At 70.4% G+C, this 25,256-nt stretch carries 22 protein-coding genes; 7 read left to right on the top strand and 15 right to left on the bottom strand.

The window, feature by feature from the left end:
- Position 1: 1 nt before the first annotated feature.
- The 8 genes from IAG44_RS19610 to IAG44_RS19575 all read right to left on the bottom strand — a co-directional run bounded on the left by IAG44_RS19610 (position 2) and on the right by IAG44_RS19575 (position 11,206).
- On the bottom strand, positions 2–1,036 hold the full coding sequence (locus tag IAG44_RS19610) for an NAD-dependent epimerase/dehydratase family protein (RefSeq protein WP_187748392.1): 1,035 nt from the start codon (positions 1,034–1,036) through the stop codon (positions 2–4).
- Complete coding sequence (locus IAG44_RS19605) at positions 1,033–2,007, bottom strand: Gfo/Idh/MocA family protein (RefSeq protein WP_187748391.1); 975 nt, start codon at positions 2,005–2,007, stop codon at positions 1,033–1,035. The genes IAG44_RS19610 and IAG44_RS19605 overlap by 4 nt, the downstream gene beginning before the upstream one ends.
- Positions 1,985–4,525 (bottom strand): glycoside hydrolase family 3 protein, encoded by a 2,541-nt coding sequence (locus tag IAG44_RS19600; RefSeq protein ID WP_187748390.1) that lies wholly within the window; start codon positions 4,523–4,525, stop codon positions 1,985–1,987. Before IAG44_RS19600 ends, IAG44_RS19605 begins: the two co-directional genes overlap by 23 nt.
- Positions 4,522–5,298, bottom strand: a complete 777-nt coding sequence (locus IAG44_RS19595) for a PIG-L deacetylase family protein (protein ID WP_187748389.1) — start codon at positions 5,296–5,298, stop codon at positions 4,522–4,524. Before IAG44_RS19595 ends, IAG44_RS19600 begins: the two co-directional genes overlap by 4 nt.
- Positions 5,298–6,257, bottom strand: coding sequence for a glycosyltransferase (locus IAG44_RS19590; RefSeq protein WP_187748388.1), 960 nt, complete (start codon positions 6,255–6,257; stop codon positions 5,298–5,300). Before IAG44_RS19590 ends, IAG44_RS19595 begins: the two co-directional genes overlap by 1 nt.
- Positions 6,254–7,657 carry a sugar efflux transporter gene (locus tag IAG44_RS19585; protein ID WP_187748387.1) on the bottom strand — a complete coding sequence of 468 codons (1,404 nt, stop codon included), beginning with the start codon at positions 7,655–7,657 and terminating at the stop codon, positions 6,254–6,256. The genes IAG44_RS19590 and IAG44_RS19585 overlap by 4 nt, the downstream gene beginning before the upstream one ends.
- On the bottom strand, positions 7,654–10,014 hold the full coding sequence (locus tag IAG44_RS19580) for an NAD(P)-binding protein (RefSeq protein WP_187748386.1): 2,361 nt from the start codon (positions 10,012–10,014) through the stop codon (positions 7,654–7,656). The genes IAG44_RS19585 and IAG44_RS19580 overlap by 4 nt, the downstream gene beginning before the upstream one ends.
- A gap of 79 nt (positions 10,015–10,093) precedes the next feature.
- On the bottom strand, positions 10,094–11,206 hold the full coding sequence (locus IAG44_RS19575; RefSeq protein WP_246561897.1) for a radical SAM protein: 1,113 nt from the start codon (positions 11,204–11,206) through the stop codon (positions 10,094–10,096).
- A gap of 436 nt (positions 11,207–11,642) precedes the next feature.
- On the opposite strand from IAG44_RS19575, the gene IAG44_RS19570 reads away from it, so the two are divergent.
- A complete protein-coding gene (locus tag IAG44_RS19570) occupies positions 11,643–13,025 on the top strand; it encodes a GH1 family beta-glucosidase (RefSeq protein WP_187748384.1) in 1,383 nt (460 codons plus the stop codon).
- 89 nt (positions 13,026–13,114) lie between these two features.
- Here the strand turns inward: IAG44_RS19570 and IAG44_RS19565 are convergent, their stop codons facing one another.
- Together IAG44_RS19565 and IAG44_RS19560 are read right to left on the bottom strand one after the other, a co-directional pair.
- Complete coding sequence (locus IAG44_RS19565) at positions 13,115–14,413, bottom strand: M18 family aminopeptidase (protein ID WP_187748383.1); 1,299 nt, start codon at positions 14,411–14,413, stop codon at positions 13,115–13,117.
- 470 nt (positions 14,414–14,883) lie between these two features.
- Entirely contained in the window at positions 14,884–15,219 is a 336-nt protein-coding gene (locus IAG44_RS19560; protein WP_187748382.1) for a hypothetical protein, read from the bottom strand.
- A 175-nt stretch (positions 15,220–15,394) separates the two neighbouring features.
- On the opposite strand from IAG44_RS19560, the gene IAG44_RS19555 reads away from it, so the two are divergent.
- A complete protein-coding gene (locus IAG44_RS19555; RefSeq protein WP_187748381.1) occupies positions 15,395–15,646 on the top strand; it encodes a GntR family transcriptional regulator in 252 nt (83 codons plus the stop codon).
- Positions 15,647–15,668: 22 nt separating this feature from the next.
- On the opposite strand, the gene IAG44_RS19550 is transcribed toward IAG44_RS19555, so the two are convergent.
- On the bottom strand, positions 15,669–15,866 hold the full coding sequence (locus IAG44_RS19550) for a hypothetical protein (RefSeq protein WP_187748380.1): 198 nt from the start codon (positions 15,864–15,866) through the stop codon (positions 15,669–15,671).
- A gap of 71 nt (positions 15,867–15,937) precedes the next feature.
- Positions 15,938–16,180 (bottom strand): hypothetical protein, encoded by a 243-nt coding sequence (locus tag IAG44_RS19545; RefSeq protein ID WP_187748379.1) that lies wholly within the window; start codon positions 16,178–16,180, stop codon positions 15,938–15,940.
- A 95-nt stretch (positions 16,181–16,275) separates the two neighbouring features.
- Between IAG44_RS19545 and IAG44_RS19540 the strand changes: the two genes are divergently transcribed.
- From IAG44_RS19540 to IAG44_RS19525, 4 genes are all read left to right on the top strand, one after another.
- Positions 16,276–17,106: a helix-turn-helix domain-containing protein gene (locus tag IAG44_RS19540; RefSeq protein WP_187748378.1), complete on the top strand. Its 831-nt coding sequence runs from the start codon at positions 16,276–16,278 to the stop codon at positions 17,104–17,106.
- A complete protein-coding gene (locus IAG44_RS19535) occupies positions 17,103–17,363 on the top strand; it encodes a DUF397 domain-containing protein (protein ID WP_187748377.1) in 261 nt (86 codons plus the stop codon). The genes IAG44_RS19540 and IAG44_RS19535 overlap by 4 nt, the downstream gene beginning before the upstream one ends.
- Before the next feature lie 144 nt (positions 17,364–17,507).
- On the top strand, positions 17,508–18,824 hold the full coding sequence (locus IAG44_RS19530; protein ID WP_246564195.1) for an AAA family ATPase: 1,317 nt from the start codon (positions 17,508–17,510) through the stop codon (positions 18,822–18,824).
- Between the two features lie 4 nt (positions 18,825–18,828).
- Positions 18,829–19,335 carry a hypothetical protein gene (locus tag IAG44_RS19525; RefSeq protein ID WP_187748375.1) on the top strand — a complete coding sequence of 169 codons (507 nt, stop codon included), beginning with the start codon at positions 18,829–18,831 and terminating at the stop codon, positions 19,333–19,335.
- 174 nt (positions 19,336–19,509) lie between these two features.
- Here IAG44_RS19525 and IAG44_RS19520 read toward each other — a convergent pair whose 3' ends face one another.
- Positions 19,510–20,598 (bottom strand): glycoside hydrolase family 183 protein, encoded by a 1,089-nt coding sequence (locus IAG44_RS19520; protein WP_187748374.1) that lies wholly within the window; start codon positions 20,596–20,598, stop codon positions 19,510–19,512.
- A 99-nt stretch (positions 20,599–20,697) separates the two neighbouring features.
- Positions 20,698–21,024 (bottom strand): SH3 domain-containing protein, encoded by a 327-nt coding sequence (locus IAG44_RS19515; protein WP_246561894.1) that lies wholly within the window; start codon positions 21,022–21,024, stop codon positions 20,698–20,700.
- A 149-nt stretch (positions 21,025–21,173) separates the two neighbouring features.
- Here IAG44_RS19515 and IAG44_RS19510 point away from each other — a divergent pair, with 149 nt between their 5' ends.
- The gene (locus IAG44_RS19510) at positions 21,174–24,068 is read left to right on the top strand and encodes an nSTAND1 domain-containing NTPase (RefSeq protein WP_187748373.1); all 2,895 of its coding nucleotides are present in this window, start codon (positions 21,174–21,176) and stop codon (positions 24,066–24,068) included.
- Positions 24,069–24,092: 24 nt separating this feature from the next.
- On the opposite strand, the gene IAG44_RS19505 is transcribed toward IAG44_RS19510, so the two are convergent.
- A complete protein-coding gene (locus tag IAG44_RS19505) occupies positions 24,093–25,109 on the bottom strand; it encodes a serine hydrolase (protein ID WP_246561891.1) in 1,017 nt (338 codons plus the stop codon).
- Positions 25,110–25,256 lie beyond the last annotated feature (147 nt).

Raw genomic sequence — 25,256 nt, 5'->3', positions numbered from 1 at the left:
GTCAGCTCGCGGCTGTGGTGGGGGAGTTCCAGTGGAAGTCGGCGTCCAGGACGCCCGCCGAGCGCTTGGCGAGCAGCCACTCGCGCCGGTCGGTGCCCGCCCAGCCGTCGCCGGTCTCGCTGAGCGGGGCGCGCAGCCGCAGCCGGTAGGCGTCGAGGACTTCGCGCAGCCCGCCCTCGGCGGTACAGGTGGACTTGAACTCCCCGTACGCCGCCTGGAACTTGTCGAAGCAGACGGCGTAACTGCGGTTGTCCGGCGCGGGAGTTCTGGTGACGGTCACGTGCGGCAGCAGCTCGCGGGCCATCTCGACGACGTCGACGACGCGGTGGTTCTGGTCGGCGAACCCGACGTTGAAGATCTCGCCGGCCGGAGCGGACGAAGCGCCCGAATCGCTGGATTCCAGGACCAGTCGGATGGCGTTCGCGGCGTCCGCGACGTGCAGGAGGGGGCGCCACAGCAGGCCCTCCCCGTTCATCCTGATCTCGCCCCAGCGGGCGGCGGTCAGCGCGATGCGGTTGATCATGAGGTCGCTCCGAAAGGACGGCGAGTCGCCGAACAGGGTCGCGAAGCGCAGCGCGACCGGGGCGAACGACTCGTCGGCCAGCCGCAGCACCTCATGCTCGGCCGTCACCTTGCTGGCGGCGTAGGCGGTCTCCGGCGCGACCTCGTCCTTCTCGGTCAGCTCGCCGTCGCGGGCGGCCCCGTACACGCTGCACGAGGAGGCCAGGACGTACGAGCGGATGCCGAGCGACTTCGCCAACTCGGCGAGTCTGACCGGGGCGTGGGCGTTGATCTGTTCGGTGGCGGTGGCGGAGAGGTCGCCGCAGGCGTCGTTGCACATCGCGGCGAGGTTGACGATCGCGTCGCAGCCGCGCAGGTCGTCGCGGGTGACGTGGCGGACGTCCCTGCGGGGCTGGCGCGGGGCCGGATCGAAGAAGCCCGTGTCGAGGCCGGTGACCTCGTGTCCGTCGCGCAGCAGCGATCGCTCCAGGACGGAACCGAGATATCCGCGGTTGCCCGCCAGAAGAATTCTCACAGTTCATACCTCGTGTGGATCTGCGGATGGCTCTGTGGGTGGGGTGGTGCGGCCCGGCCGGTCGCCGTGTCGAGCGCGGCCAGGAGGTTCGTGACGGTCCGGTCCCGTTGCCAGGCGAGGGAGTTGTCGCCGGGTGCCGTCACCTCGTCGAGGAACGTGCGGAGTTGGACGAGCAGGGGTTCCTCGGGGGCCTCGGAGACCGTCCGGCGCCGGGCGTCGAACAGGGTGCGGTCCCGCCAGACGGCGACCGGGACGGGGCCGTCGTACAGGCGGATCTCCTTGCGGCGCGGGCCCGTTGAGGAGACCAGGGCGTGTCCCCGGCCGGTGCGCAGGGGCAGCTCGGCCTCGACGCGCGCGGTGTTCCCGGGGGTGTCGACGGCGTGCGCCGTGAGCGGGGCGCCGGTGAGGCCGCCCAGCAGGTCGGCGACGCTGAGGACGTGCGGGTAGTACTCCCAGACCAGGTCCGCCCGGGTGGTGCCGGGGGCGGGCCTGGTCCAGGTGAGGCGCCAGTTCGGATCGGCCAGCGAGCGTGTCAGCGCCGCCAGTTGATGGAGTGTCAGGTCGTGGCAGTGGGTGTAGCCGGTGTGCAGGGCCAGGCCCCGGCGGCGGGCCTCGGCCTGGGTGCGGGCCAGGTCCGCCGGGTCGGTGACCGCCGGTTTCTCCACCAGGACGGGCAGCCCCCGGCGCAGGCACTCCAGGGTGATCCCGGCGTGCGAGGCGCGCGGGGTGACCACGGCCACCGCGTCCAACTCGCCCTCCAGAGCGGCCTGGAGGGAGGTCGTGTGCCGTACCCCGGGGTGGTGCACGGCGAGCCAGGCGGCGTCGTCGCCGGCGTGCCGGGTGTGGCACACGGCGACGTCCGCCCCGAGCAGGGCCGCGGCCCGCAGGTACCGGCGCCCCCACGCGCCGGCGCCGATGAGAGCGAGCCTCGGCCCGGGGCGGCTCCCGCTAGGGGACACGCCAGGAGACATCGGCTATCTCCAGCACCGCCGTGCCCTCGGTGTAGAGCATGAACGGCACGTCCACATGGCGCAGATCCATCCCGGCCGCCGCCAACTCGGCGAGAGGCACGGCCAGTTCGGACCACTCCTCCGGCGCCAGCTCCCGCAGCCTCGGCGTGAGGTCGACGCCCGGCTGAGCCGGGTAGTCGTCGTGGCACGCCAAGTACAGCGGCCCAGTGGGCGGTTGGAGGACGCGGACACCGAAGCGGACCTCGCCGCCGAGGTAGCCGCGCAGGTCGGCCGGGGTCCCTGTCGGCGACTCGGCGTACACGAAGGCGGGGTAGCCGGTGTAACGCAGCCGCAGCCCGACGCCGCCCGTCGGCCCCGGCACCGGATCGCTGTGCACGATCAGGCACTTCATCGGCCCGGTGAGCGGCACGGCCTCCCGCGACCACGTGTTGTGCCCGCCGACCTTCAGGTCGTACGGCGTCCCGTCCGCGTCCAGCACGCGCAGCGGGCCGTCCACGTGAGGCGCTGGTGGGGCCGGTTCGGGGGTGTCCAGGGGGAGTTGGTCCGTCGAGGGGACCTTCCCGTCGTACATGCGCAGGCCGTGGCCGACCGGGAACAGCGGGGTGTGACGGCCCTCGGGGGCGGTCTCCTCGGGCGGGACGCGGTAGTCGGGCAGGTGCGGGGGGATCCGGTTGACGGCGGCCGAGTCGCGGGTGCGCGGCCAGGAGACCGGCAGCCGGCCCTGGAAGTCGTGGCCGCCCTCGAAGAGGACGTCCGTGATCCCCTCGGCGTACGGGCCGGGCAGCCACGCGGTGACGAACGCGTCGGAGAGGTTGATCTCCTCCGTGCAGTACAGCGGCCGGCCGGTGAAGAAGACGGTCACCGTCGGCACGCCGGCCGCCCTCAACCGCCGCAGCAGCGCCAGGTCTTCGGCGTACGACAGCTTCAAGTCGGCGTAGCCCAGGGAGCGCCAGGGCTTCAGCGTGCCGCGCATCTCCGCGTACGCGTCCTCGCCGATCGCGACCACCGCGACGTCGTACCCGGCCGGGTCGTCCACGTCGAGCGTCAACTGCCCTGCTGTGGCGAGGGAGTTGCGGACCGCGTCGGTCAGGGTGGTGCCGTCGGGGAAGTCGGCGCGGTCCACGTCGTCGCCCTGCCAGCTGAACGTCCAGCCGCCGCACTGCTTGCTCAGGGAGTCGGCCGCCGAGCCGGTCACCAGGACCCGCGCCGAGCGCGACAACGGCAGGACGCCGGGTGAACTCTTCAGCAGGACCAGGGACTTGCTCGCGGCCTCGCGGGAGAGGGCGCGGTGCGCGGGGGCGCCGAGGAGCTGCGTCCCGGCGCGCTCGCTCGGACGCGGCCGCTCCCACAGGCCCAGGCGCAGCTTCACGCGCAGGACGCGCGAGACGGCGTCGTCGATGCGGGACATGGGGATCACACCGTCCCGGACGTAGCGGACGGTCGAGCGGTGGACGCCCTGCCACGCCTCGCGGCCCGCGACCATCAGGACGTCCATGCCCGCGTTGATCGCGTAACCGGCGTCGCCCGCCGCGCAGTTGGCGACCTCGGCGTGGGCGTCCCAGTCGCTCAGCAGGATCCCGTCGAAGCCGAGGGCGTCCTTGAGGACGTCGGTCAGCAGGAAGCGGCTGCCGTGGACCTTGTCGTTGTAGGGGGCGCCGACTCCCGGCGTGTGGTCGTAGTTGGCCGGGTTCGACCAGCTGCTGAAGGAGACCATCACGCACTGAGCGCCCGCCTCGATGCCGGCGAGGAAGCCCTGCGCGTGGATGTCGCGCAGGATCTGCTCGGAGCAGCGGGCGGTGCCGCGGTCGCCGCCGTTCTCGGTGCCGCCGTCCGCGATCCAGTGCTTGAGGCTGGAGACGACCCTGCCGCCCGCGCGCAGCGCGGTGACATCGCCCTGCAGGCCCTCGACCATGGCCCTGCCGTACGCGTGGACCAGGGCCGGATCCTCGCCGTAGCCCTCGTAGTAACGGCCCCAGCGGCGGTCGCGCGGCGTGGTCACGGTCGGCGCGAACGTCCAGTCCATGCCGGTCGCGGCGACCTCGCGGGCGGTCGCCTCGCCGATGCGGCGCATCAACTCCGGTTCGCCCGCGGCCCCGAGGCCGATGTTGTGCGGGAAGACGGTCGCGCCGAACACGTTGTTGTGACCGTGCACCGCGTCCGTCGCCCACATGAACGGGATCCTGAACGGCCGTCCCCGCCAGCCCTCTTCGGCCGCCGCCCAGAAGCGGTCGACGGTGTCCACCCAGTCCTGGACGGCGGCGTGGCGCTTGCCGCCCGGCCAGATCCCGGCGCCGTTGAGGGCCGAGCCGATGTGGAAGTCCCGTACGTCCTCGGGCGTCAGCTCGGCCAGTTCGGGCTGGATCATCTGGCCGACCTTCTCCTCCAGCGTCAACTGGGCGAGCAGCTCGGCGACTTGGCGCTCGATCTCCGGGTCCCTCGGGAACGCGGAGGTGAGGCGGGGCCACTCGGTCAGCGGCCGCAGCGCCGGCAGGCCGGTGTCGTTCGCGTACGTCGTCATGACCGGCCCTCCTGGTCGGCGGTGACCCAGAACTCCTCGGCGCGGGCGGCGAACACCCGCTCCTGGAACGGCGGCGGCACGACGGCCCTCGTCTGTCCCGGCGCGTACAGCTCGACCTGGGTGCGGTGTTCACGGAACGCGGCGTGCTTGTGCGTGACGTACGGCGTGATGTCGAAGGAGACCAGCCGCTCCGCGCCGTCGCCCGGACCGTCCGCCGGGTTGCGGTTGACGAAGCCGAACTCTTCCTCGGTGCGCTCGTCCCACACCACGTACCGGAAGATCCGTGGTTCCAGGCCGAGTTCGGCGAGGCAGGAGACGACCGTCTCGCCGGTGAGCCGGTGGTCGGCGTTCAACTCCCGTACCTCGTGCGGGAGGTAGACCTCGGCGACGTCCCGGTTGGTGCGCAGGATCTCCAGCACGTCCCGCCGGAACGCCGGTATGTGCTCCGCCAATCGGGTGTCCGGGTAGTCGAGGAAGCGGGTCGCCTCCTTGCCGATGCCCATCGCCTTCGCCGCCTGCCGCGCCTCCTCCCGCCGGATCACGCGCAGTTCGGCCGGGGACGGGTCGGTGTGGATGCCGAGGACCGCCGCGTGCGACTGGGCGCCGTCCGTCGCGAACACCACGCCCACACGGGCGCCTTCGGCGGCGAGACGGGCGATCGTGCCGCCGCACGCGATGACTTCGTCGTCCGGGTGCGGGGAGAACACCAGCACCCGTCTCGACTCGCGGCGGGCCTCCCGGTCGGCGGCCGTCCACATGCCGAGGAGCGGCATCATCGCTCACCTCCGGCCGCCGCCGCGCGCTCGGCGTCCATCTGGTCGATGGGCCGCACGATCGTGCCCAGGTGCTCGGTCGGCTCGCCGGGCGCGAGGCCGCGCGAGCGCAGCACGTCCTCGATCTCGTGGAAGTGCGTGTTCACCACAAGGTGCGCCACCGGGGTGTCGTACTTGGCCGCGAAATAGCGGTAGTTGACGGCCGCCGAGCGCATGTTGGACTCGTAGTCCTTCGGGTGCGGGACGTGCAGCGCGGTCGCGTCGCGGCGCAGCACGAACCGGCAGCCCGCCGTCCGCAGCCGGTAGCTGACGTCGACGTCCTCCGCGCCCCACTGCCGGTACGCCTCGTCGTAGCCGCCGACCTCCCTCAACAGGGCGGTGTCCACCGAGGAGTTGCACGTCCACCACATCAGCCAGGGCGCGGTCAGCGCGTCCAGGTCCTCGCCGTAGCGGTCGTAGTAGTCCTCGCGGATGTCCAACCAGCGCTTCTCGGCGGTGAATTCGGCGAAGGAGGCGTCCGGGTCGGCGAAGTCCAGGGACTTCAGGATCTCCTCGCCGTCCTCGTTGCCCTCGTTGAAGCAGAAGACGTAGCCGACGACCGCCGTCGGCCCCTCGGCGGCGCGGTGCGCGTCCAAGTGGGCCGCCAGCGCGCCGGATTGGAGGATCACCCCGGAGTCGACGAACACCGTCACCGCGCCGCGCGCCTTCGCCAGCCCCAGGTTGCGGGCCTTCGCCGCGCGGTAGCCCTCGTCCTCCTGGAAGACGTAGTGCACGTCGAGGCGGTCGCGGTAGCCGGCGACGACCTCGGCGGTGTCGTCCGAGGAGCCGTCGTCGGCGACGACCACCTCGAACGTGTCGTCCAGGCGCTGGCGGACCAGGGAGTCGAGGGTGTGGGCGAGGAGTTCGGCGCGGTTGTAGGTCGGGATGACGACCGTGCAGGCGGGTGACGTCGTGGTCACTCGGGGCTCCCTTCAGCGGGACGGGCGGGGGGTGTGGCGGAGTGTGCGGAGTCTTCGGAGGCTTGCGGGGAAGGGGAGTTGAGGGAGGTGGGGGAGTCGGGGGAGACTTTCGGGGAGGGCGAGTCGGCCAAGTCCGCCGCGGCGTCCGCCGGTTCGTGCTTCGGCAGCGGTGGGTCCGTGTCCTGCGTCCGCAGCGGCAGCACCAACACCCCGGCCAGCGCGGTGAGTCCGGCGCAGACCCAGAAGACCTGCGTGTAGCCCGTCCAGGTCGCGACCGTGCCGACCGCGAGGCCGCCCAGGAACATCCCCGCCTTGAAGGCGCTGGAGTACAGCGCGGACGCGGTGCCGAAGCGGCCCGGCAGGCTGTCCTGGAGCATTACGACGGGGATGTTCAACGCCACTGCCGCCCAGGCCGAGTTGAGGGGCTGGAGCGCCACCAGCGCGACCCGGTTGGTGTCGGCGATCGGCAGCAGCGCGAAGAACGCCGTCGCGCACACCGTCGCCGCGATCAGCAGCCGCCGCTTGCCGAGCCGGTCCGCCCACACGCCGACCATCACCATCAGCGGGATCTCCAGTGCGGCGCTCACGCCGAGCAGCAGGCCCGCGAACTGGCCGCTCATACCGAGGTCGTCGGTGATGTAGAGCGGCAGGTTGATCTGGTACATCGCGTTTGCGCCGAGCAGCAGGACGACGGAGCCGAGGACCAGCAGCGTGCGCGGGCCGACACCGGCGAACATGCCGCGCAGGCCCGGCAGTTGCTCCTCGCCGGCCGACTCCTGCGCCGGGCGCGGGTACGGCAGGCCCCAGCGGCACAGCACCGCCGCGACCAGCGACAGCGCGGCCGTCGCCCCGTACAGCACCGCGAACGACCACTGGGCGACGATCCAGAAGGCGAGCGGCGGGCCGATCACCCAGGCCAGCGAGGTCACCGAGCGCAGGAACCCGTTGAAGAACGGGGCGTCGACGCCCCTGTCGTCCGCCAACTCCCTGGTGTAAGCGAAGAGTTGGCCGAAGCAGGCGCCGCCCAGGCCGAACAGGATCATGCCGGTGATCAGCAGGAGCGTGTAGTCCCGCAGGAACGTGTAGCACAGGGCGCCGGACGCGTTCAGGAGTGCCGTCAGGACGAGGATCGCGCGGCGGTCCTTCAGGCGGTCGGAGACGGCGCCGACGACGACGTCCGTGCCGATCTCCGCGATCGAGCGGGCCGCGAAGAACAGGCCGACCATCAGGGGCGTCGCCGCGACCGCCTCGGTCAGGAAGAGGCTGGTGGTGGGGACGAGGAAGGCGCCCGCGATGCCGACCGCGCCCGTCGCCGCGATCAGGTTGCGGACGGCCGGGTCGGTGACCAGGCGCCAGCGTCCGCCCTTCGCCGACGCGCCCTCGACGGTGCCGGCGCTCACGCGGCGCTCCCCGACTCCCGCTGGCGGTACGGCAACGAGGGGTGCAGGGCGAGGTGTTCGGGTATGGCGGCCGCCGCGTCGAAGTCGGCCCGGTCTATCTCGCCGTCCGCCAGCAGGCGTTCGCGTGTCGCGGGCGGCAGGGCGGCGAGGACGCGGTGGCGGACGGCGTCCAGGTCGAAGCGGTCGTCGTGGACGGCCGGGATCGAACTCGGGGTGCCGGGGCGGAGGTTGGCGGGGTCGACCTGGCTGGAGACCAGGGTCCAGTAGTCGCGGAAGCGGACCGCCGGGTCCGGGAGGGCGCCGCTGAGGATTCCGAGGCGGATCGTCTCCAGCCAGCAGTCCAGGTAGCGGCGGTCGGTGAGCGCGCCCATGTGCTCGGCGCACCACCGCGCGCGTTCCTCGGGGCCGGGGATCGTCGTCTTGCCGCCGAGGACGCTCAGCACCCAGCCGCCGATCGCCTCGAAGTACGGGCACGCCGTGCCGAACGCCTCGGTGTCCACGGGGGTGTTGACGATCGCCAGCGTCGGGTCGTGGCGCCAGAAGTGGTGCTCGTACAGGTCCTCGCGGCGCAGGCCGGGCAGGAAGCCGTAGTCGGGGGCCTCGTAGCCCAGACACAGGATCACGGCGTCGTAGCGCTTGCGGGTGTCGTCCGCGAGGATGACATCGCCGTCCTCGGCGAAGCTCCCGAACGCCGCGACCGGCGTAACTCCTCCGTCGTAGACCGCCGGGACGATCTTCTCGTTGACGTGGACGGCCCCGTGATACCCGTCCCTCGGAAGGAGGCCCGTCGCCTCGTACTGGGCCATGTACTCGGGCATCCACTCCGTCAGCCAGGAGAGGTACTGGTCGTACGGGATCTCCTCCACGGCGACCCGGCCCGCGTACGAGAACAGGGCGTCGTTGTAGGCCCCACCGATGTCCCGGGGCAGGAACAACTGCCGCCGCCGCACCGACCAGTCCACCTTCACGGCGTGCGCGGCCAGATCAGCCGCGATGTCCGCGCCGCTCACCCCGCCCCCGACCACCAGGACCCGTTTCCCCGTGAAGGTCTCGGGCCCCCGGTACTCCGGCGACGTGAGGACGCGGACACCACTCCCGGCCGCGGGGAGGCCACCGTCCGGGAGCCGAGGCCGCCACAACTCCCCGTTCGCCACGAGCACGGCGTCGAACAGCTCCCCGTGCTCGGGATTGGGCTGCGGAGGGAGATGGGCGGGGAGGGAAGAGGGTTGCTGGTGCTGGTCCCCCGTGCTTCGAAACGTTTCACCGAAGCCGACGGAGGGGGTGACGGGCCCGGAGCCGTCGGGGTCGATGGGGGCGTCGGAGCCGACGGGGGCGCCGGGGGCGCCAGAGCGGGCGGAGCCGGGGGAGGCCCCGGAGCCGACGGGGGTGTCGGAGTCGACGGGGGTGTCGGAGCCGACAGGGGCGCCGGAGCCGACGGGGGTGCCGGAGCCCACGGGGCCGGGGGAGCCCTTGAACGCGGCCGAGACACCGGTACCGCTGGAGCCGGGGCCTCCCCCGGGCCCGTTCGAGTCGGTGGTCCCGCTGAGGCGGGGGCGAGCACCGAGGGCTGACGAGCCGCCCGAGCCACCGAGGCCGGTCGGGTTACCGGAGCCGTCGAGGCCGGAGGGGATTCCGATGCCGGTCGAGCCCCCGGCCCCGGCGGCTCCGCCGGCCGCGTCAGCCCTGCCGACCCCGCCGCTCACCCCGGCCCGGCCGGAGCCGTCGACGTCCGGAGAAGTCCCGAGCCCGGTCGAGCCGTAGGCGCCGGTCGGCGCAGCTCCCCCGTCGGCCGGTACACCTTTCCCGCTGGCCCCGCTGGCCCCGCTGGCCCCGCTGGCCCCGCTGGCCCCGTCCGGTCCGCCGGAAGCGTGGGCCAGAGAGGTGGGGAGGACGCCGGTCCCGCCAACCCCGTCCCCGTCAGCCCTGGCCCCGTCGGCCGCCCCGGTCCCGCCGGCCTCGTCCCCGTCCCGTCCGCCGGAGGCACCCGTCCACACGGGCCCTCCCGCAGCCCGTGTGGTCACGCGCCAGCGGCCGTTCTCCTTCGTCACCTCGACGACCTCGCGGCCGAAGCGGATGACGTCGAGGAGGGCGAACTCGGTGGCGTAGGCGTGGAGGTACGCCTGTACCTCGGCCTGGGTCGGGAAGTCGGCGGCGAAGGCGGGCGGGTGGTCGGAGAACGGCATGCTCATGCGGGAGCTCTGCATCCGGACCCCGGCGTACGCGCCGCCGGACGCCGGGTTCCAGATGCCGCCGAGATCCTGGTGTTTCTCGAAGCAGACCACGTCGTGCCCGTCCGCGAGGGCCTGCTTGACGCAGGTCAGCCCCGCGGGACCGGCTCCGATCACGGCTAGACGCATGTAGGGGACTCCTGGCCTCGGTGGTTCGGGGGTGGGGGTGTCGCGCGCGAAGGCGAGGGCGGACGTGCGGGAGCCGACGTCAGATGAACGGGTCGAAGTCGTCGATCAGCCCGTCCGGTCCGTCCCCCTCGGATGCGGGCCGCCGCCCGATGTGGGCGATCTCCAGGTTCGAGCCGTGCCGCGCGCACACGAACTGGCAGTCCTGGCTCGGGTCGATGACGGAGGTGTCGGCGGACGCCCACAGCTCGGCGAACCCGGTCTGCGAGATGTCCCCGATCCGACCCTTGGGGTTACCCCGGTGGTAGGGGCAGACGAAGACCCCCGTAGGGGTGACCGTGGTCCGCAGCTCGGCGATCGAGCAGTGGTGGTAGTCCTTGGGTTGTACGGGATCCGTATCGCGCCGCACGGCCTGCCAGTTGGACGAGTGCAGGACGTGGAAGGTGTCGCTCTCCAGCTCCCGCAGCCGCTTGATCTGGTCCTCGACCGCCTCGACGTCCTCCGCGCGCTGGTTGACCGTGTAGTGGTCCATGTCCAGCATCGCCTTGACCTCGAAGTAGTCGCAGCCGATCTCCCGGGCGAGGACGCCGGCCCGGTACACCTCGTCGTAGTTGGACTCGGTGACCTTCCCGTCGTCGTCGAACCGCTGCATGAGGAGGAACGAATAGCCGAGCCGCCCCCGCTTCCGCTCGGCCAACTGCCGCATGTTCTCGATGACTTGGGGGAACGCGCTGCGCTTGCCCCGGCTCGGCCGGAACAGCTGGTACGTGTCCGCGCTGCCGGCGTCGATCGAGACCCGCACCCACGACAGGCATTCGGCGAGCCGGTCGAGGTGGCGGTTGATCTGGGTGCCGTTGGTGACGAGCCCGAGCTTGATCCCGGCCTCGTGCAGCACCTCGATGATCTGCCCGATGGCCCGGTGCAGCAGCGGCTCCCCGCCGCCGATGAGGATCACCGCGCGGACGTCGGATTCGGCCAGCTCGTGCGCGAGCTTGACGATGCGGTCCTGCCCGATCTGTCCATGGTGCAACACCTGCGAGCTGATGCACTCGGGGCAGGCCAGATCGCACACGGTGGTCGGGTCGAGGTCGACCACGAGGGGTGACGAGAGCCGTTTCCCCGAGGCGACCTGGCGGACCGATGGATGGATCGAACGCTGGTAGAGCTTGCCCACCAGGTCGAGATTGCGCTCCACAAAAGGTGTTCCCAGGGATGTTCCGGACGGTGCGGAGTTGCGGTCAGGCATACGTGCGGTCACTTTCGGTTGCGATGGCCGAAGGGTGGATCGGACGTGCGTGATCGGTCGTGGTTGTTCGTGATTGCCCGTGGGAGGTAGTGAGCGGAATCGAGAGGCAGAACGGGCCACATGGGAGCGCTCCCAAATCCCTTCCATGACCCTCCCCGGGGCGGTCCGATCCTGTCAACCGATTACCGCCGCCTCCCCGGCGGACGTGCGCGATTGTCCGGAAACCTGCGGCGCTTGACAGGGGTCAGGGATTGGGCAAGCCTGCTTGGGAGCGCTCCCATGAGGGGGTGCGTACGTCGTATGCGGTACGACTTCAGAGGGACGGACGCCGTAAGCGGAAGCCGTCTACGCCGTACGTCGTACCGCCGACAGGGAGGCGGAACGGATGACCGCTACGAGCGCGGAGCCCGTCGGGAGCGAGGCGGTGCGAGGGCTGCCGGCCGACTTCGTCTGGGGGGCGGCGACGGCCGCGTACCAGATCGAGGGAGCCGTCGCCGAGGACGGGCGCCTGCCGTCCGTCTGGGACACCTTCAGTCACACCCCCGGCAAGGTCGCCGCGGGCGACACCGGGGACGTGGCCTGCGACCACTACCACCGGGTGCCCGAGGACGTGGCTCTGCTGTCCCAACTCGGCCTGGACGCCTACCGGTTCTCCGTCGCCTGGCCCCGGATCCAGCCCGGCGGGAGCGGACCGGTGAACGCGGCGGGCGTCGCCTTCTACGACCGGCTGGTGGACGAGCTGCTGGCCAAGGGCATCACGCCGTGGGCGACGCTCTACCACTGGGACCTGCCGCAGGGGCTGGAGGACGCGGGCGGCTGGCCCGAGCGGGAGACGGCGTACCGGTTCGCCGAGTACGCGGGGATGGTCGCGGGGGCGCTGGGTGACCGCGTGAAGCACTGGATCACCCTCAACGAGCCTTTCTGCTCGGCCATGTTGGGCTACTACTTCGGTACCCACGCGCCCGGCCGCACCAGCTTCCCGGACTTCACCAAGGCCGCCCACCACCTGCTGCTCGGCCACGGTCTCGCCGTCGAGCAGGTGCGCGCGGCGGTGCCGGACGCGCAGGTCGGCATCACCCTCAACCCCGTGCTGGCGCACCCCGCTTCGGACGCGCCCGAGGACGTCGAGGCGGCCCGGCGCGCGGACGCGGTCGGGGCACGGCTGTACCTGGACCCGGTGCTGCTCGGCCGCTACCCGGCCGACCTGCTCACGGACTTGGCCCGGGAGGAGGCTCAACTTCCGGTTCAGGAAGGGGACTTGAAGACCATCGCGCAGCCGCTGGACTTCCTCGGGGTGAACTACTACTTCCGGGACGTGGTTCGCGCGAGCGACGAACCGCACGGGTACGAGGGCGTCCCGCAGACCGACCGGCCGTCCACCGCGATGCCCTGGGAGATCTATCCGGAAGGGCTGACGGCCCTCCTGACCCGGCTCGGCCGGGAGTACCCCGGAGTGCCGTTCTACATCACCGAGAACGGTGCCGCCTTTGACGACAGCGGTTCACCTGTCGACGGAACAGGGCGAATTCTGGACACCGAGCGCACCGCGTATCTCGCCGACCACCTCGCCGCGATCGGCGACGCGCGGGCGGCCGGCGTCGACGTGCGGGGGTATTTCTGCTGGTCGTTGATGGACAACTTCGAGTGGGCGTACGGGTACGAGAAGCGGTTCGGGCTGGTGCACGTGGACTACGAGACGCAGCGCAGGACGCCGAAGGCGAGCGCGCTGTGGTTCAGGGACGCGGCGAGGGCGTGCCGGGAGCAGTAGGGGGACCTTGAGGGGGAGATACGTGAGGGGTGGCTCCCCGGTACGACGTACCTCGGAGCCACCCCTCAGGTAACACTCGGCGTTCTCGCTCAGCCTTCCAGGAACGCGGCCAGCGCGTTCGCGAGGAGGAACGGGTCGTCGGCGCCGCAGAGTTCGCGGACGCTGTGCATGGAGAGGATCGCCGCGCCGATGTCGACGGTCTGGATGCCGTGCCGGGCGGCGGTGATCGGCCCGATGGTCGTGCCGCACGGCATCGAGTTGTTGGAGACGAACGACTGGAACGGCACGTCGGCCTTCTCGCAGGCCGCGGCGAACACCGCGCGCCCCGAACCGTCCGTGGCGTAGCGGTTGTTGACGTTCACCTTGAGGATCGGCCCGCCGTTGACGCGGGGGTGGTGCGTCGGGTCGTGCCGCTCGGCGTAGTTGGGGTGGACGGCGTGCCCGGTGTCGGAGGAGAGGCAGACGGTCCCGGCGAACGCGCGGGCGCGGTCCTCGTACGTCCCGCCGCGCGCGAACACCGAGCGCTCCAGGACACCGCCGAGCAGCGGGCCGTCCGCGCCGGTGTCCGACTGGGAGCCGTTCTCCTCGTGGTCGAACGCCACGAAGACGGGGACGTAGGGGAGTTCGTCACCGACGTGGGTGGCGACGGCGGCGAGCGCGGCGGTCGCGGCGTGCACGGAGAGCAGGTTGTCCATGCGGGGACCGGCGAGCAGTTCCTCGTCCCGGCCGAGGTAGGCGGGCGCCTCGACGGCGTGTGTCATCAGGTCCCAGCCGGTGACCTCGCCCGGCACGAGCCCCGCTTCCTCCTCCAGGAAGGCGATCAAGTCCCCTTCGTGGGTGTCCCCGAGGCCCCACACCGGCTGCAAGTGGCGCTGCTTGTCCAGCTTCAGGCCGTCCGCGCTGACCGATCGGTCGAGGTGGATGGCGAGTTGGGGCACCCGCAGCAGCGGACGGCCCACGTTCACGAGCCGCGTCGACCCGTCCCGCAGCGTCAGCCGCCCCGCGATCCCGAGGTCGCGGTCCAGCCACGAGTTCAGCAGCGGCCCGCCGTAGATCTCGACGGCGACCTGCCGCCACCCGTGCGCCCCGAGGTCCGGCAGCGGCTTCACCCGCAGGTTCGGCGAGTCCGTGTGCGCGCCGACGATCCGGAACGGCGTGTGCGCGCCGGCCCCCTCGGGGACGTACCAGGCGACGATCGCGCCGCCGCGCAGCACGTACTTGCCGCCGCTCGTGCCGTCCCACGCCTCGGTCTCGGCGAGCTGCTGGAACCCGGCCTTCTCCAACCGGTCCGCTGCGGTGGCCACGGCGTGGTACGGCGTCGGGCTGGCCATGAGGAATGACTGGAGGTCGTCGGTGTGGCCGCGGTCGAAGCGGGTGGGGAGGGTCATGGGGCCACTCTAGCCAGGGGCGGGACGGGCGGTCGGCGCCGGTATTACGGGGGCGTACCTCGGAGGTACTACGGGCTGACGCCGGAGAGGGGCGGGCGGCCGGGGTCGGTGCGCGGGCGCCTCCTCCCCCTAGTACTCCCGAGGGACCCCGCTCGGGCGATCGTCCGAGCGGGGTCCCGGATCCGCTAGCCGGTGCGGCGGGTGTTACCCGGGGTGGCGGGCGTTACTCGGTGCGGCGGGCCGCAGCGGAGCACCCCGCCCTGCCCGTGTCACCCCCGCCCGGATCACCTCGTCCGCCATCGGCCCCGCGCCGACGAGGAACACGCACCTCGGGCAGGCGTACAGCGTGACGCCGGGCCCACCCGCCCTCTCGACGCGCCGGCACGCCACGGCCGCGCCGCTCCACCGGCCGCACCGGCAGCAGTCGGCACCGAACGGGACCGGAGGCTCCGCGAGCAGCGCCTCGCGGTTCACGCGCTCGCCTCCGTCACGGCGAACGCGTCCGGTCCGAAGGGGGCGCCGTCATAGGTGTACGGGTAGTCGATGCCCCGCGCGGCGAGGGCGGCGGCGCGTCGGCGCTCGCGTTTGACCCTGCGCTCCTGGTCGGCGGCGTCCTGCTGCCGGAAGAAGGCGGCGGCCTCCTCCTTGCTGGGACTGGTCCACGGCCGCGACCAGGGGCTGACGGGGGCGGGCGGCAACGGCTGCGGCTGCGCCGTGAGGAAGTCGGCGGTGTGCCGTCCGGGGCGGTGAGGGGTGAGGAAAGTGGTGAGCACCCAGGTGAGGGCGCGGGCGATAGCATCGCGCATAAGTCGGTCAGCTCCTTCGTAGCTGTCTCGGCCAGCCCCGGGCGGACCGGTCCTACGCGGTCCGCCCGGGGCGTTTTCATGCCCGAAGGTAGACCCACCGATCACCCCCTGTCCACCCCCATCACCTGACATCACTATCTATGTGAGCATGGTTGCCCATGAGTAAGGTCCACCTGTGTTCGAGTTCGATCCCACCCGTCCCAAGTGGCAGCAAATCGTCGAAGTGGTCCGCGCGCGTATCAAGAGCGGCGAGTACCCACCGCGCCACCTGGTGTCCGAGGTGCAGCTCGGCGAAGAGTTCGACGTGGCCCGGCCCACCGTCCGCAAAGCCACCGCCGCCCTCCGCGCCGAGGGCCTGATCACCACCACCCCCGGCATGGGCTCCTTCGTCAAGGACCAGAGCACGGGCGAGCCCAAGACCGACTAGCACCGGAAGCGCCCCTGACGGTTCACCCGCTGTGCGCCTGTTTCCGATGGCGGCGCATCAGCACGTTGACGTCCGTCTCCCTGCTGCCGTCGTACGCCGCGCGAGCGGCCCTGCGTTGCTCGGCGAACTCGGCGCACACCGAGCAGCCGGGCACCGGAGCGGGCGGGGACATGCCGAACAACGGCGAGAGTCTGTCGGGGAGTTCAGGGTTCTGCTGCACGGAAGTCGGCTCCTCTGGATGGTCGGGACGTGTTCGCTGTACGGAGTCACCGGTCGGTGAGCATCCACGTCTCACCCCAACTTCCCCCGCCGCTCGGTCCGTTCGTTCACGACGGCGACCTTCGTCCGCAGCCGCTGCTCCGCGCTCGCCGGCTCGGCGGACCCGGGCTCCACGGTCCACTCGACGCCACCGGACACCGGCCGCAGCCACCAGAACCCGTACTCGACGGCCCGGAACTCACCGACCCGGCCCTGCCGGTCGACCATGATCGTGCCGACTTCCGGAACGGGCGGGGGGATTCTCTCGTCGGACATGACCGTTCCTCTCTGTAGCCATTCCGCTACCGGGAGGCCCCAGCGTGTCCTACAGTCAGAAGCCGAGCAACTGACCAAAGGGGGCAAGCAACTTGGTGAACCGCAAAGAGCTGAATCCGGACGCCTCGCCTCAAGCGGAGTTCGGCGCGTTCTTCCGCAGCGTGCGTGAGGAACAGGGCTGGCGGCAGGAAGACCTGTCCGAGCCCATGGGCTACTCGGGTTCGCACATCTCAGCGGTGGAAACTGGTCGCAAGTGGCCAACTTTGCGGTTCGCGCGAAGTGCGGACACGACGCTGGGCACCGGTGACCGCTTCGAGCAGAAGTGGCGCGAGATCAAGCACGGGGTGCTGCTGGAGGGGTTCCCCGAGTACGTGATGTACGAGGGCAAGGCCATAGAGGTCAGGCTCTACGACATCGGAGTCATCCCCGGCCTGCTGCAAACGCCGGACTATGCGCGGGTGTTGGCAAACAGCGCCGTGCAGCGAGGAGCCGTCACTCAACAGCAGGCCGACGAGCGAGTCTCGTTCCTGTTGCGGCGCCAGAAGACGCTGTTCCAGCGTTCCCGCCCACCGATGATGTTCGTGGTGATGGACGAGAGCTGCATCCGCCGTCCCATCGGGGGCCCTGAGGTCATGGCGGCTCAGCTCGACCACCTGATCGAGTTCGCCGCCAACCCCCGGACGATGCTTCAGATCGCCCCGTTCGAAATGGGGGAGCGCCGTTCGCTCTATCTGCCCGTGAACCTGATCACCATGCCCGACCGGACCATGGTCTACTACGCGGAGTCCCAGGCCCAGGGAAACTTCGACCGTGAATCCCCCGCTGTGGCAGCGGCTTTGACGGCCTACCATCAACTACAGGCCGAGGCGCTGTCCCAGGCAGAGTCCGTGGCCATGATCAGACAGGTTCGAAAGGGCACACCGTGACTACCGAAGTTTCCCTCCGCTGGGTCAAGTCCTCGTACAGCGACAACGGTGGCAACTGCGTCGAGGTCGCGCTCTGGGCCAAGTCCTCGTACAGCGACAACGGCGGCGACTGCGTCGAGATCGCGGTGAACATGGCCCCCCAAGGCACCGTCCCCATCCGCGACTCCAAAACCCCCCACGGCCCCGAACTCGCCATCTCCGCCCCCGCGTTCACCTCCTTCACGGAGAGCCTCAAGGCCGACAAGCCCACCGCCTGACCCTGTACGTCGTGCTGGTAGCCAATCCCTGATGCCTAGCCTGGCTGGACGGCTTGCGAGGGCTGCTGGTTTGCTGAGGGGAAGATAGTTCCAGGTTTCAGACAGCGAGAGAGGTGCCCGGTGGAAACTCCCCGTTTGGAGGAGGTGCGCCTGACCTCTTTCAAGAGCTTCACCGACCAGTGCCTGCCGCTCCAAGACCTCACGGTACTGATCGGGCGCAACGGCAGCGGTAAGTCCAATGCTCTCGATGGACTGATGGTGCTGTCCCGGCTTGCCCTGGGTGAGCCGGTCCGGGATGTGTTGGACGGGCCGAGGAGCGGGGGAGAAGAGCCGATCCGGGGCGGGGTTGAGGGGTGTGCCCCACTGGGAGAGGACAGTTTCAAGCTCGGCTGCCGTGTGCGATCCGGCCAGGCGGTCTTCGATCTCGATGTGGAGATCGCGGTGCGCCCCGAGGTGCGGATCCTGCGGGAGGAGCTGACGGCCGTGGAGGGCGTGCCCTACGGGGGCCGTCGGCTCGCGGCGGGCCGCGCGTTGCTGGCCAGCGACCCCGTTGACCCTCGCCGGAGCGATCTCAAGGTCCGCTATTTCAACGGACGGCGCGGTCTCGATCCGGGTGTCCCTTTCGTAGCCGACCGGCTGCTGACGACTCAGGTTCCGGCACGGCTGCCCGCGACGACGGAAGCAACCAAGGTGGTACACCGAGCTGCACAGGACGTCCTCGCTGTGCTGCGCGAAGTCTTCCTGCTGGATCCTGTCCCGCATCTCATGAGGCAGTACGTCAATGCCCGCGACACGGAACTCAGGCGGAGCGCCGACAACCTGAGCGCAGCGGTGGAGAGCCTGCATCAGACGGATTCCGCCGCGTTCGACAGGCTGACGGATCTGGTGGCGGGCATGCCCGAGTATCCCGTGCGGGGCATCAGCAGCGTCGACACGAGGCTCGGTGATGTGCAGTTGGTGCTGCGTGAGTCGGGCTACCACGGAACGGACCACGATGTCCCGGCTCGACTCCTCAGCGACGGGATGCTGCGCTTTCTGGCCTTCGGTACGGCGCTGCTCAGCGCTCCCGTCTCCGACGACGGTAAGGGGCCACTGCCGGCCCAGCGGCACCTGGTGATCGAGGAGATCGAGAACGGCCTCTACCCCACACAGGCCGCACGCGTGCTGCGCCTGATGAAGGAGGAGTCGGAGCACCGTAGCATCGACGTACTGTTCACCACGCATAGTCCGGCGCTGCTCAACTCCCTTGCAGCGCAGGACCATTCAGGTGTTGTGGTGTGCAGCAGAGATCGGATGACGGGGGAGAGCGTGCTGACCCGTCTGACGGAGCTACCCGGTTACGTTGATCTGCTGGCAGCCGGTGACCTGGGCGACGCGGTCACTAAGGACCGCTTGCCGGATGCCGTCCTTCCGCGAGACACGAGCATGACCAGTGTCGAGGATTTCCTGAGGAGCCTGTGAGTTGGTGAGCAGACAGCATCGGTCCGGGCTCCAGCTGCCGGTCGTCGACTTCCTTGACACCTCGGTCTTCGTCGAAATCCTCAACGTGCCTTACATGAACGATCACCGCGATGAGGTCTTGTCGGAGATGGACGCACGGCTGAAGGCCAGCGTGCGTTTCGTGCTGCCTACCGCGACGGTGATCGAGACCGGTAACCATATCTTTCAGATCGGGGAAGGGACACTCCGCCGCGACCGCGCCGCAAGCTTCATGAGCTTGCTCCACAAGACCGCCAGTGGCGAGGCTCCTTGGGTTCTGCACGAGCGAACTTGGGATGGTTCCTTCCTCACCTCGCTCTGCAACGGCGGCACCACCGGCATGAACCTGGCCGAGCACGCCTTGCACGAGCAACTCGGCGCCGGCGACCTGAGTATCGTCGCGGAGCGGGATCTGTATGCATCCAAGGTGCAGGCCAAAGTCCGCATTTGGACGCTGGAAGCGGTGATGGGGACGTGGGCAGAGCTGCCGTAAGTGCGGTCTGATGGCAGCTGGCGCGGGCGCTGGCCATGCCATACCTGCGCCGGGGTCGGCCTCGATCAGAGGAGACGGGTCACTCGCCGCCGTCGTCGTGGATCTCGGCCCAGCCCTTCGCACCACCGAGCCCCCGCCCCGACGACGAACACGCCCGCCCCCCGGCATCCAGACTCACCCCGCAAGCCCCCGAACCCGGAACTGCATGACCCGATAAGGCCACCCCGCCCCCGTGTTCCACTGGCTCACCGACAGATGGAGGTCGTCGGGCGTCGACCCGGGAATGATGTAGCCCCCGTACAGCTGGGCCACGTGCGTATCGTCCTCGTCGCCCCAGGACGTGCCCCGCAGCAGGGTGCGGCGGCGGGCGGCGCGAAGGTCGGCCGTGGGATGGTCCGTGAGCAGGCCGTCGATCCGGTAGCCGCCCTGGTCGAACCAGGTCAGGACCCACCGGCCGGCGAGCAGCCGCAGGCACAGCTCGCCGAACGCGCCGTCGAGGACGGGCGTGGGCGGGGCGCCCCAGGACCAACGGCCGTCGGGGGCCCGCCCCCACGGCTCGTAGGCGCCGGGATCCGTCAGCCGGCCGGGCCGGACGCGGTGCAGGATGACCGGCTTGTCCCGCTGGAACCCGGTGGACAGGACGTAGACGTACCCGTCGTCGCCGAGCGCCCAGGTGAGCAACTGGAACATGCCGCCGTGCAGGCCCGCGGCGAACACGGCACCGGTCGGCGCCCAGGTCGCGCCCGAGTCGCCCGACCGCCAGATCTCGGTGCGCACCACGTTGCCGAGCCCCTTGTTCACCATGACGTGCACGTACATGACGTTCCCGAGGGTGATCACGTCGGACGGCAGCACGGTCGAGTACTCGGGGTTGTCGTGGTCGTACGGCCACAGCTGCCGCGCGTGCTCCCCTCCCACCGCACCGGTCCAGACGACCGGCCGGCCGGGTCCGTCGAGACGTCCGTACAGCGCCACCGGCGAACGCCACCACCCGCCGCCGACCCTGGCCTCCTCGAAGGTGTCCCCGAAGACGAACAGGAGCCGCCCATCGGGCGTCCGCACCGGCACGCCAAGGTCGGTGGCCTCCATACGGAACCGGGTGGTGAGACCGGGCCCGGTGAGGTCGGCGACCTTGGAGACACGCAGGGGGTCCGCCGACGCGTGGGCCCGAACGGGAAGCGGGACGCCGCTCGCGAGGGCTGCTGCGGCGGTTGCCCGGAGGAAACCGGCCCGGCTGAGGTGGACCGGCCTGCCGTCGTGCATGAACGCTCCTTGCGCAGGGGGAGGGGGTAACTCGCAGGTACTACGGGGTGCCATCGCCGTGCGCGACGGCACCCCGCAGGATCGAACGGGACGGTGAGGTCAGCAGTTGACGTACGAGTAGTGGATCCAGACGCCGGTGCGCCCGCCGACCAGGTTGCCCTTCACCCAGTCGCCCACCTGGTCGAGATACTCGAACTGCTGCCCCCTGTTCACCTGGCCCAGGACGGCGTACTCGGTGCCGGGGCCGCCACGGAAGTTGACTCCGTCGTCGTTGACGACGCAGACGAAGGCCCGCGCGCCCTGCGCCGCCTGCGCGCCCTGCGCAACCCGCGCCCCCTCCACCGCCTGCGCCCCCTGCGCGAGAGGCCCGGCCCCCAGAGCGAGCCCGCTGATCAGAACAGCCGCCGCCAGCATGCGCTTCTTCATGGAATTCCTCTTTTCCGCTTGTCGTCCGGGCCCCCGGTGCGGGACCCGGCACACCTTTTCTAGCCGCTAATCTGTTGTTCACCACCGGTCGGCCGACGCCGAACAAACGGATCCCGAACAATCCGTTGACCAGGGAAAAGAGTGCGCCCGTGGCACGGGGAGAAAGTCCACTGGACCCGGAGAACGGCCCCTTGTTCGAATTCGCGGCACGGCTGCGGAAACTACGCGAACAGGCTGGCCGCCCCACTTACCGGGACCTCGCCCGCAGAACGCACTACGGCATCGCGACCCTGTCCTCGGCCGCCGCCGGACGTCAACTCCCCAGCCTGGCCGTCACCCTCGCCTACGTCCGGGCCTGTGGCGGTGACGAGCGGGAATGGAAGCTGATCTGGCAGCGGACGGCGGACGCGTGCGCCGGCGAGAAAGACCGGAAACGGGACGACGTCAAGCCGCCCTACGCCGGTCTGGCGGCGTTCGGCGAAGCGGACGCCGGCTTCTTCTTCGGCCGGGAGAGACTTACCGGCACACTCATCGATCACCTGAAGGAAAAGCGACTCCTTGTTCTGTTCGGGGCCTCGGGTTCCGGTAAATCCTCGGTACTGCACGCCGGTGTGCTCCCCGCTTTCCCCGGAATTCCCGCACTGCTCTTCACCCCCGGCCCGCACCCGCTGGAGGAATGCGCGACCCGGTTGGCGGCCCTGGCCGGCATCGAATTCGACGCGGCACACGCAGGGCTCACCAAAGACCCGCGCACCCTCCACCGGACAGTGCGGCGGCTCCTCGCCGAGCGGCAGCGCCAGGCAGACGAACTGCTCATCCTCGTCGACCAGTTCGAGGAGGCGTTCACCCTCTGCCGCGACCCGCGAGAACGGGAGCGGTTCGTCGCCGCACTCGTCCACGCGGCCCAGACCCCCGACAGCCGCACCCGAATCGCCCTCGCCGTCCGCTCCGACTTCTACACGCACTGCACACGGCTCCCCGCCCTCGTCGACGTCCTGCCCCACGCCCACCACCCCGTCGGCCCGCTGACCGCCGAGGAACTGCGCGCGGCGATCGTCCAGCCCGCCGTCCGCGCCCGCCTCACCGTCGAAAGCGCCCTGCTGACGACCCTCACGGCCGACGCCCACGGCAGGCCCGGCGCGCTGCCCCTGCTCTCGCACGCCCTGCTGGAGACCTGGAAACGACGGCGGGGCAACGCCCTCACCCTGGCCGGCTACCGCGAGGCGGGCGGCATCGGGAACGCGCTCACCCGGACCGCCGAGGACTGGTACGCAGCCCTGAGCGAACCCCGGCGGGAGGCCGCCCGGCGCCTGTTCCTGCGGCTCGTCGCGCTCGGCGAGGGCACCGAGGACACCAAACGCCGGGTGCCGCGCCACGAACTCGACGGCGGCCCCGACACCGAGTCCGTCCTCGAACAGGCCACCCGGGCAAGGCTGTTGACCGCCGACGCCGGCCACGTGGAGATCACCCACGAGACGCTCATCCGCTGCTGGCCCCGGCTCGGCGACTGGCTGGAGGAGGACCGCGGCCAGGTGCGTCTGCACCGCGCGCTCACCGAGGCCACCAACCTCTGGGAATCCCTGGACCACGACCCCGACACCCTGTACCGCGGGGTACGCCTCGACGCCGCGAAGACCATCCCGCCGCACGAACTGACCGCCAGGGAACGGGCCTTCCTCGACGCCGGCGAGGCGGCGGTACAGCGGGAGCGACGGCACGACCGCCGCCGTCTACGCCGTCTGCGCCGGCTGACCGGAGCCCTGGTCGTCCTGCTCGGCTGCGCCCTGGCCGCCGCCGGTTTCGCCGTCCGGGCCCAGGACACCCTCACCCGGCAGCGCGACGAGGCCGTGGCCCTGCGCGCCGCCGACAAGGCCGTCCTCCTCAGCCCGCACGATCCGTCACTGGCCGTCCAACTCGCCCTGGCCGCCTACCGGCAGACTCGGCAGGACCGTACGCGGGACGCCCTGCTCAGCACCCTGTCCGTCGCGTCGACCGGCCGCACGACGACCGGCCCCGGACCGGTCGGGCACACCCCGGCCGTGACCGCCGACGGCCGCACGCTGGCCATGGCCGACGGCGTGCGGGTCGTCCTGTGGGACCTGAGCGAGCCACGGCGTCCCCGCCGCCTCGGCACCACCGACGGAGCCGGCCTCGGCCCGATCCAGTTCACCCCGGACGGCGACACGCTGCTCGGCGTGGACAGTGGCGGCACGCTCCGGCTGTGGGACGTCACCGACCCGCTCCACCCCAGGCCGTCGTCGAAGCTGCCCACCGGACACACCGGCGGCGTCTACTCCGTCGCCGTGCGCCACGACGGCCGCGTGGCCGCCACCGGCAGCTACGACCACACCATCCGCCTCTGGGACATCACCGACCCCGCACACCCCCACCTGCTCGACAGCCTCACCGGCCACGGCGACAACGTCAAACCCGTGGTCTTCAGCCCCGACGGCAAGACCCTGGCCTCGGGCTCCGACGACCACGACGTCCGCCTCTGGGACGTGACCGACCCCCGCCACGCCACCCTCACCGCCGTCCTCAAGGGGCACCGCAACTTCGTCGACGCCCTCGCCTACAGCCCCGACGGCACAACCCTGTTGAGCGGGAGCGACGACCACACGGCGAAGCTGTGGGACGTCAGCGAACACCGTGAACTGGGCGAACTGGCCCGGCACGCCGACATCGTCACCGGCGTCGCCTTCGCCTCCGACGGCCGCACGGCGGTGACCGTCGGCATCGACGGCCCGGTGAACGCCTGGGACGTGACCGACCCCGCCCACCCCGCCCCCTTGGCGCACCTCATCAACCCCCGTGGGACGGTCAAGGAAGTGCGCCACCTCAAGGCGGACGACACGTTCCTCACCGTGACCGCCCACAACAGCGTCCAGCTCTGGTACACCGACCTCCACCGGGCCCTCGTCGACGCCTGCGACCACGCCCACAACACCATCAGCCGCGCCCAATGGGCCCGCCACTTCCCCCGCCTCGACTACGACCCGCCCTGCCCACGGAGGGTTTCGGGCGGCGGCGCGTCAGGACGTTGACGTCCGCCGCGGTCCCCATCCACCTCATCTGGGCTGCTGAGGCTGCAACTTGAGCTGCTTGACCAGACTCTGCGGGGTGGGCTGGAGGCTACGGAAGGACGACCGCTCCGGGTACAGATCGTGGTGGACCGCGTGGGCGACCCCTTCGATGGTGTCTATCCCGTACGTCCACCCGGATTCCGCCGGTTGGCCCTCGGCGACCCTGTTGTTCTCGGTGAGGACGACAAGCCCGTAGTCGTAGTCGTCACCGGTGAACGCGGCCATGCTGTTCACCTTCCAGTCAAGCCTGTCGTAGGGGTCCACATCAGGATTGTTGGAGCGCCGCAGCCAGCCGTTCTTGACATGGACGACAGCGTTCTGGGGGGCTCCCGCCGGGGTTCCCCAGCGCTGGTCGCTCTGGACGTGATTCATGAGGTCCAGCGCGTAGGAGCGTGCCTCCGGGGAGAGCACCGGCGCTCCCGTGTCACCGTCGGAGGTGAACACCTTCAGAAGTGTGAGCTGATCCGCCGCGGTGACCTGGCTGAGACCCCAGAAGCCTTCCTTGTCGAGGACGGTGTTCTTCATTCCCGCCGCGTCGAGGAATTCCTGAATCTTGACGGGGTTCGGGGCGGACGGATTCGTCAGGTCGGAAAGTTTTTTCCAGAGAGCCGTGGCCGAAGCATTGTCCGAAGCGGTGATCATCTTCCTGGCAAGGGCGTCGTCCTCGCTGCTCAGAGGGCCCTTGTTCTGGAAGAGCAGTGCACCCAGGATGACGGTCTTCATGACGCTTGCCGCGTCCTGCTGCCTGTTCTCGTCGTATGCGCATTCAATTCCGGTTTTGCGGTCGTAGAGTGCGACCGACGCCACGCTGTCGCGGCCCTTCAGGGCCTCGTGTATGTCTTTTTCGAGGCGCTTGGCCAGGAGATGGCCGGTCAGCCCGTTGCCGTCCGAGGCGCAGGTGACCCGGGCGCCCTCCTGGCCGCCGGGTACTGCGGATGCGGCGGCCGGCGTCAAGGTTGCGAGCGCTATTACGCCGGCCGCCACCTTTATGTACTTGTGCACAGTCATTCCTTCGCGCTTAATTCACGGAATATTCACATCACTCGCCTTCGCGAATAATGATTCCGCACAATAGCACAAGCGACAAAAAGGAAATAAGGAATTAAATTCCATTTCGATATGGGCGAACATGACTGAGTCCCGCCCGAC

The sequence above is a fragment of the Streptomyces roseirectus genome, assembly GCF_014489635.1.
Lineage (GTDB): Bacteria > Actinomycetota > Actinomycetes > Streptomycetales > Streptomycetaceae > Streptomyces > Streptomyces roseirectus.
The sequence above is the reverse complement of the archived record's forward strand: the minus strand, read 5'-3'. Positions and strand labels throughout refer to the sequence as shown.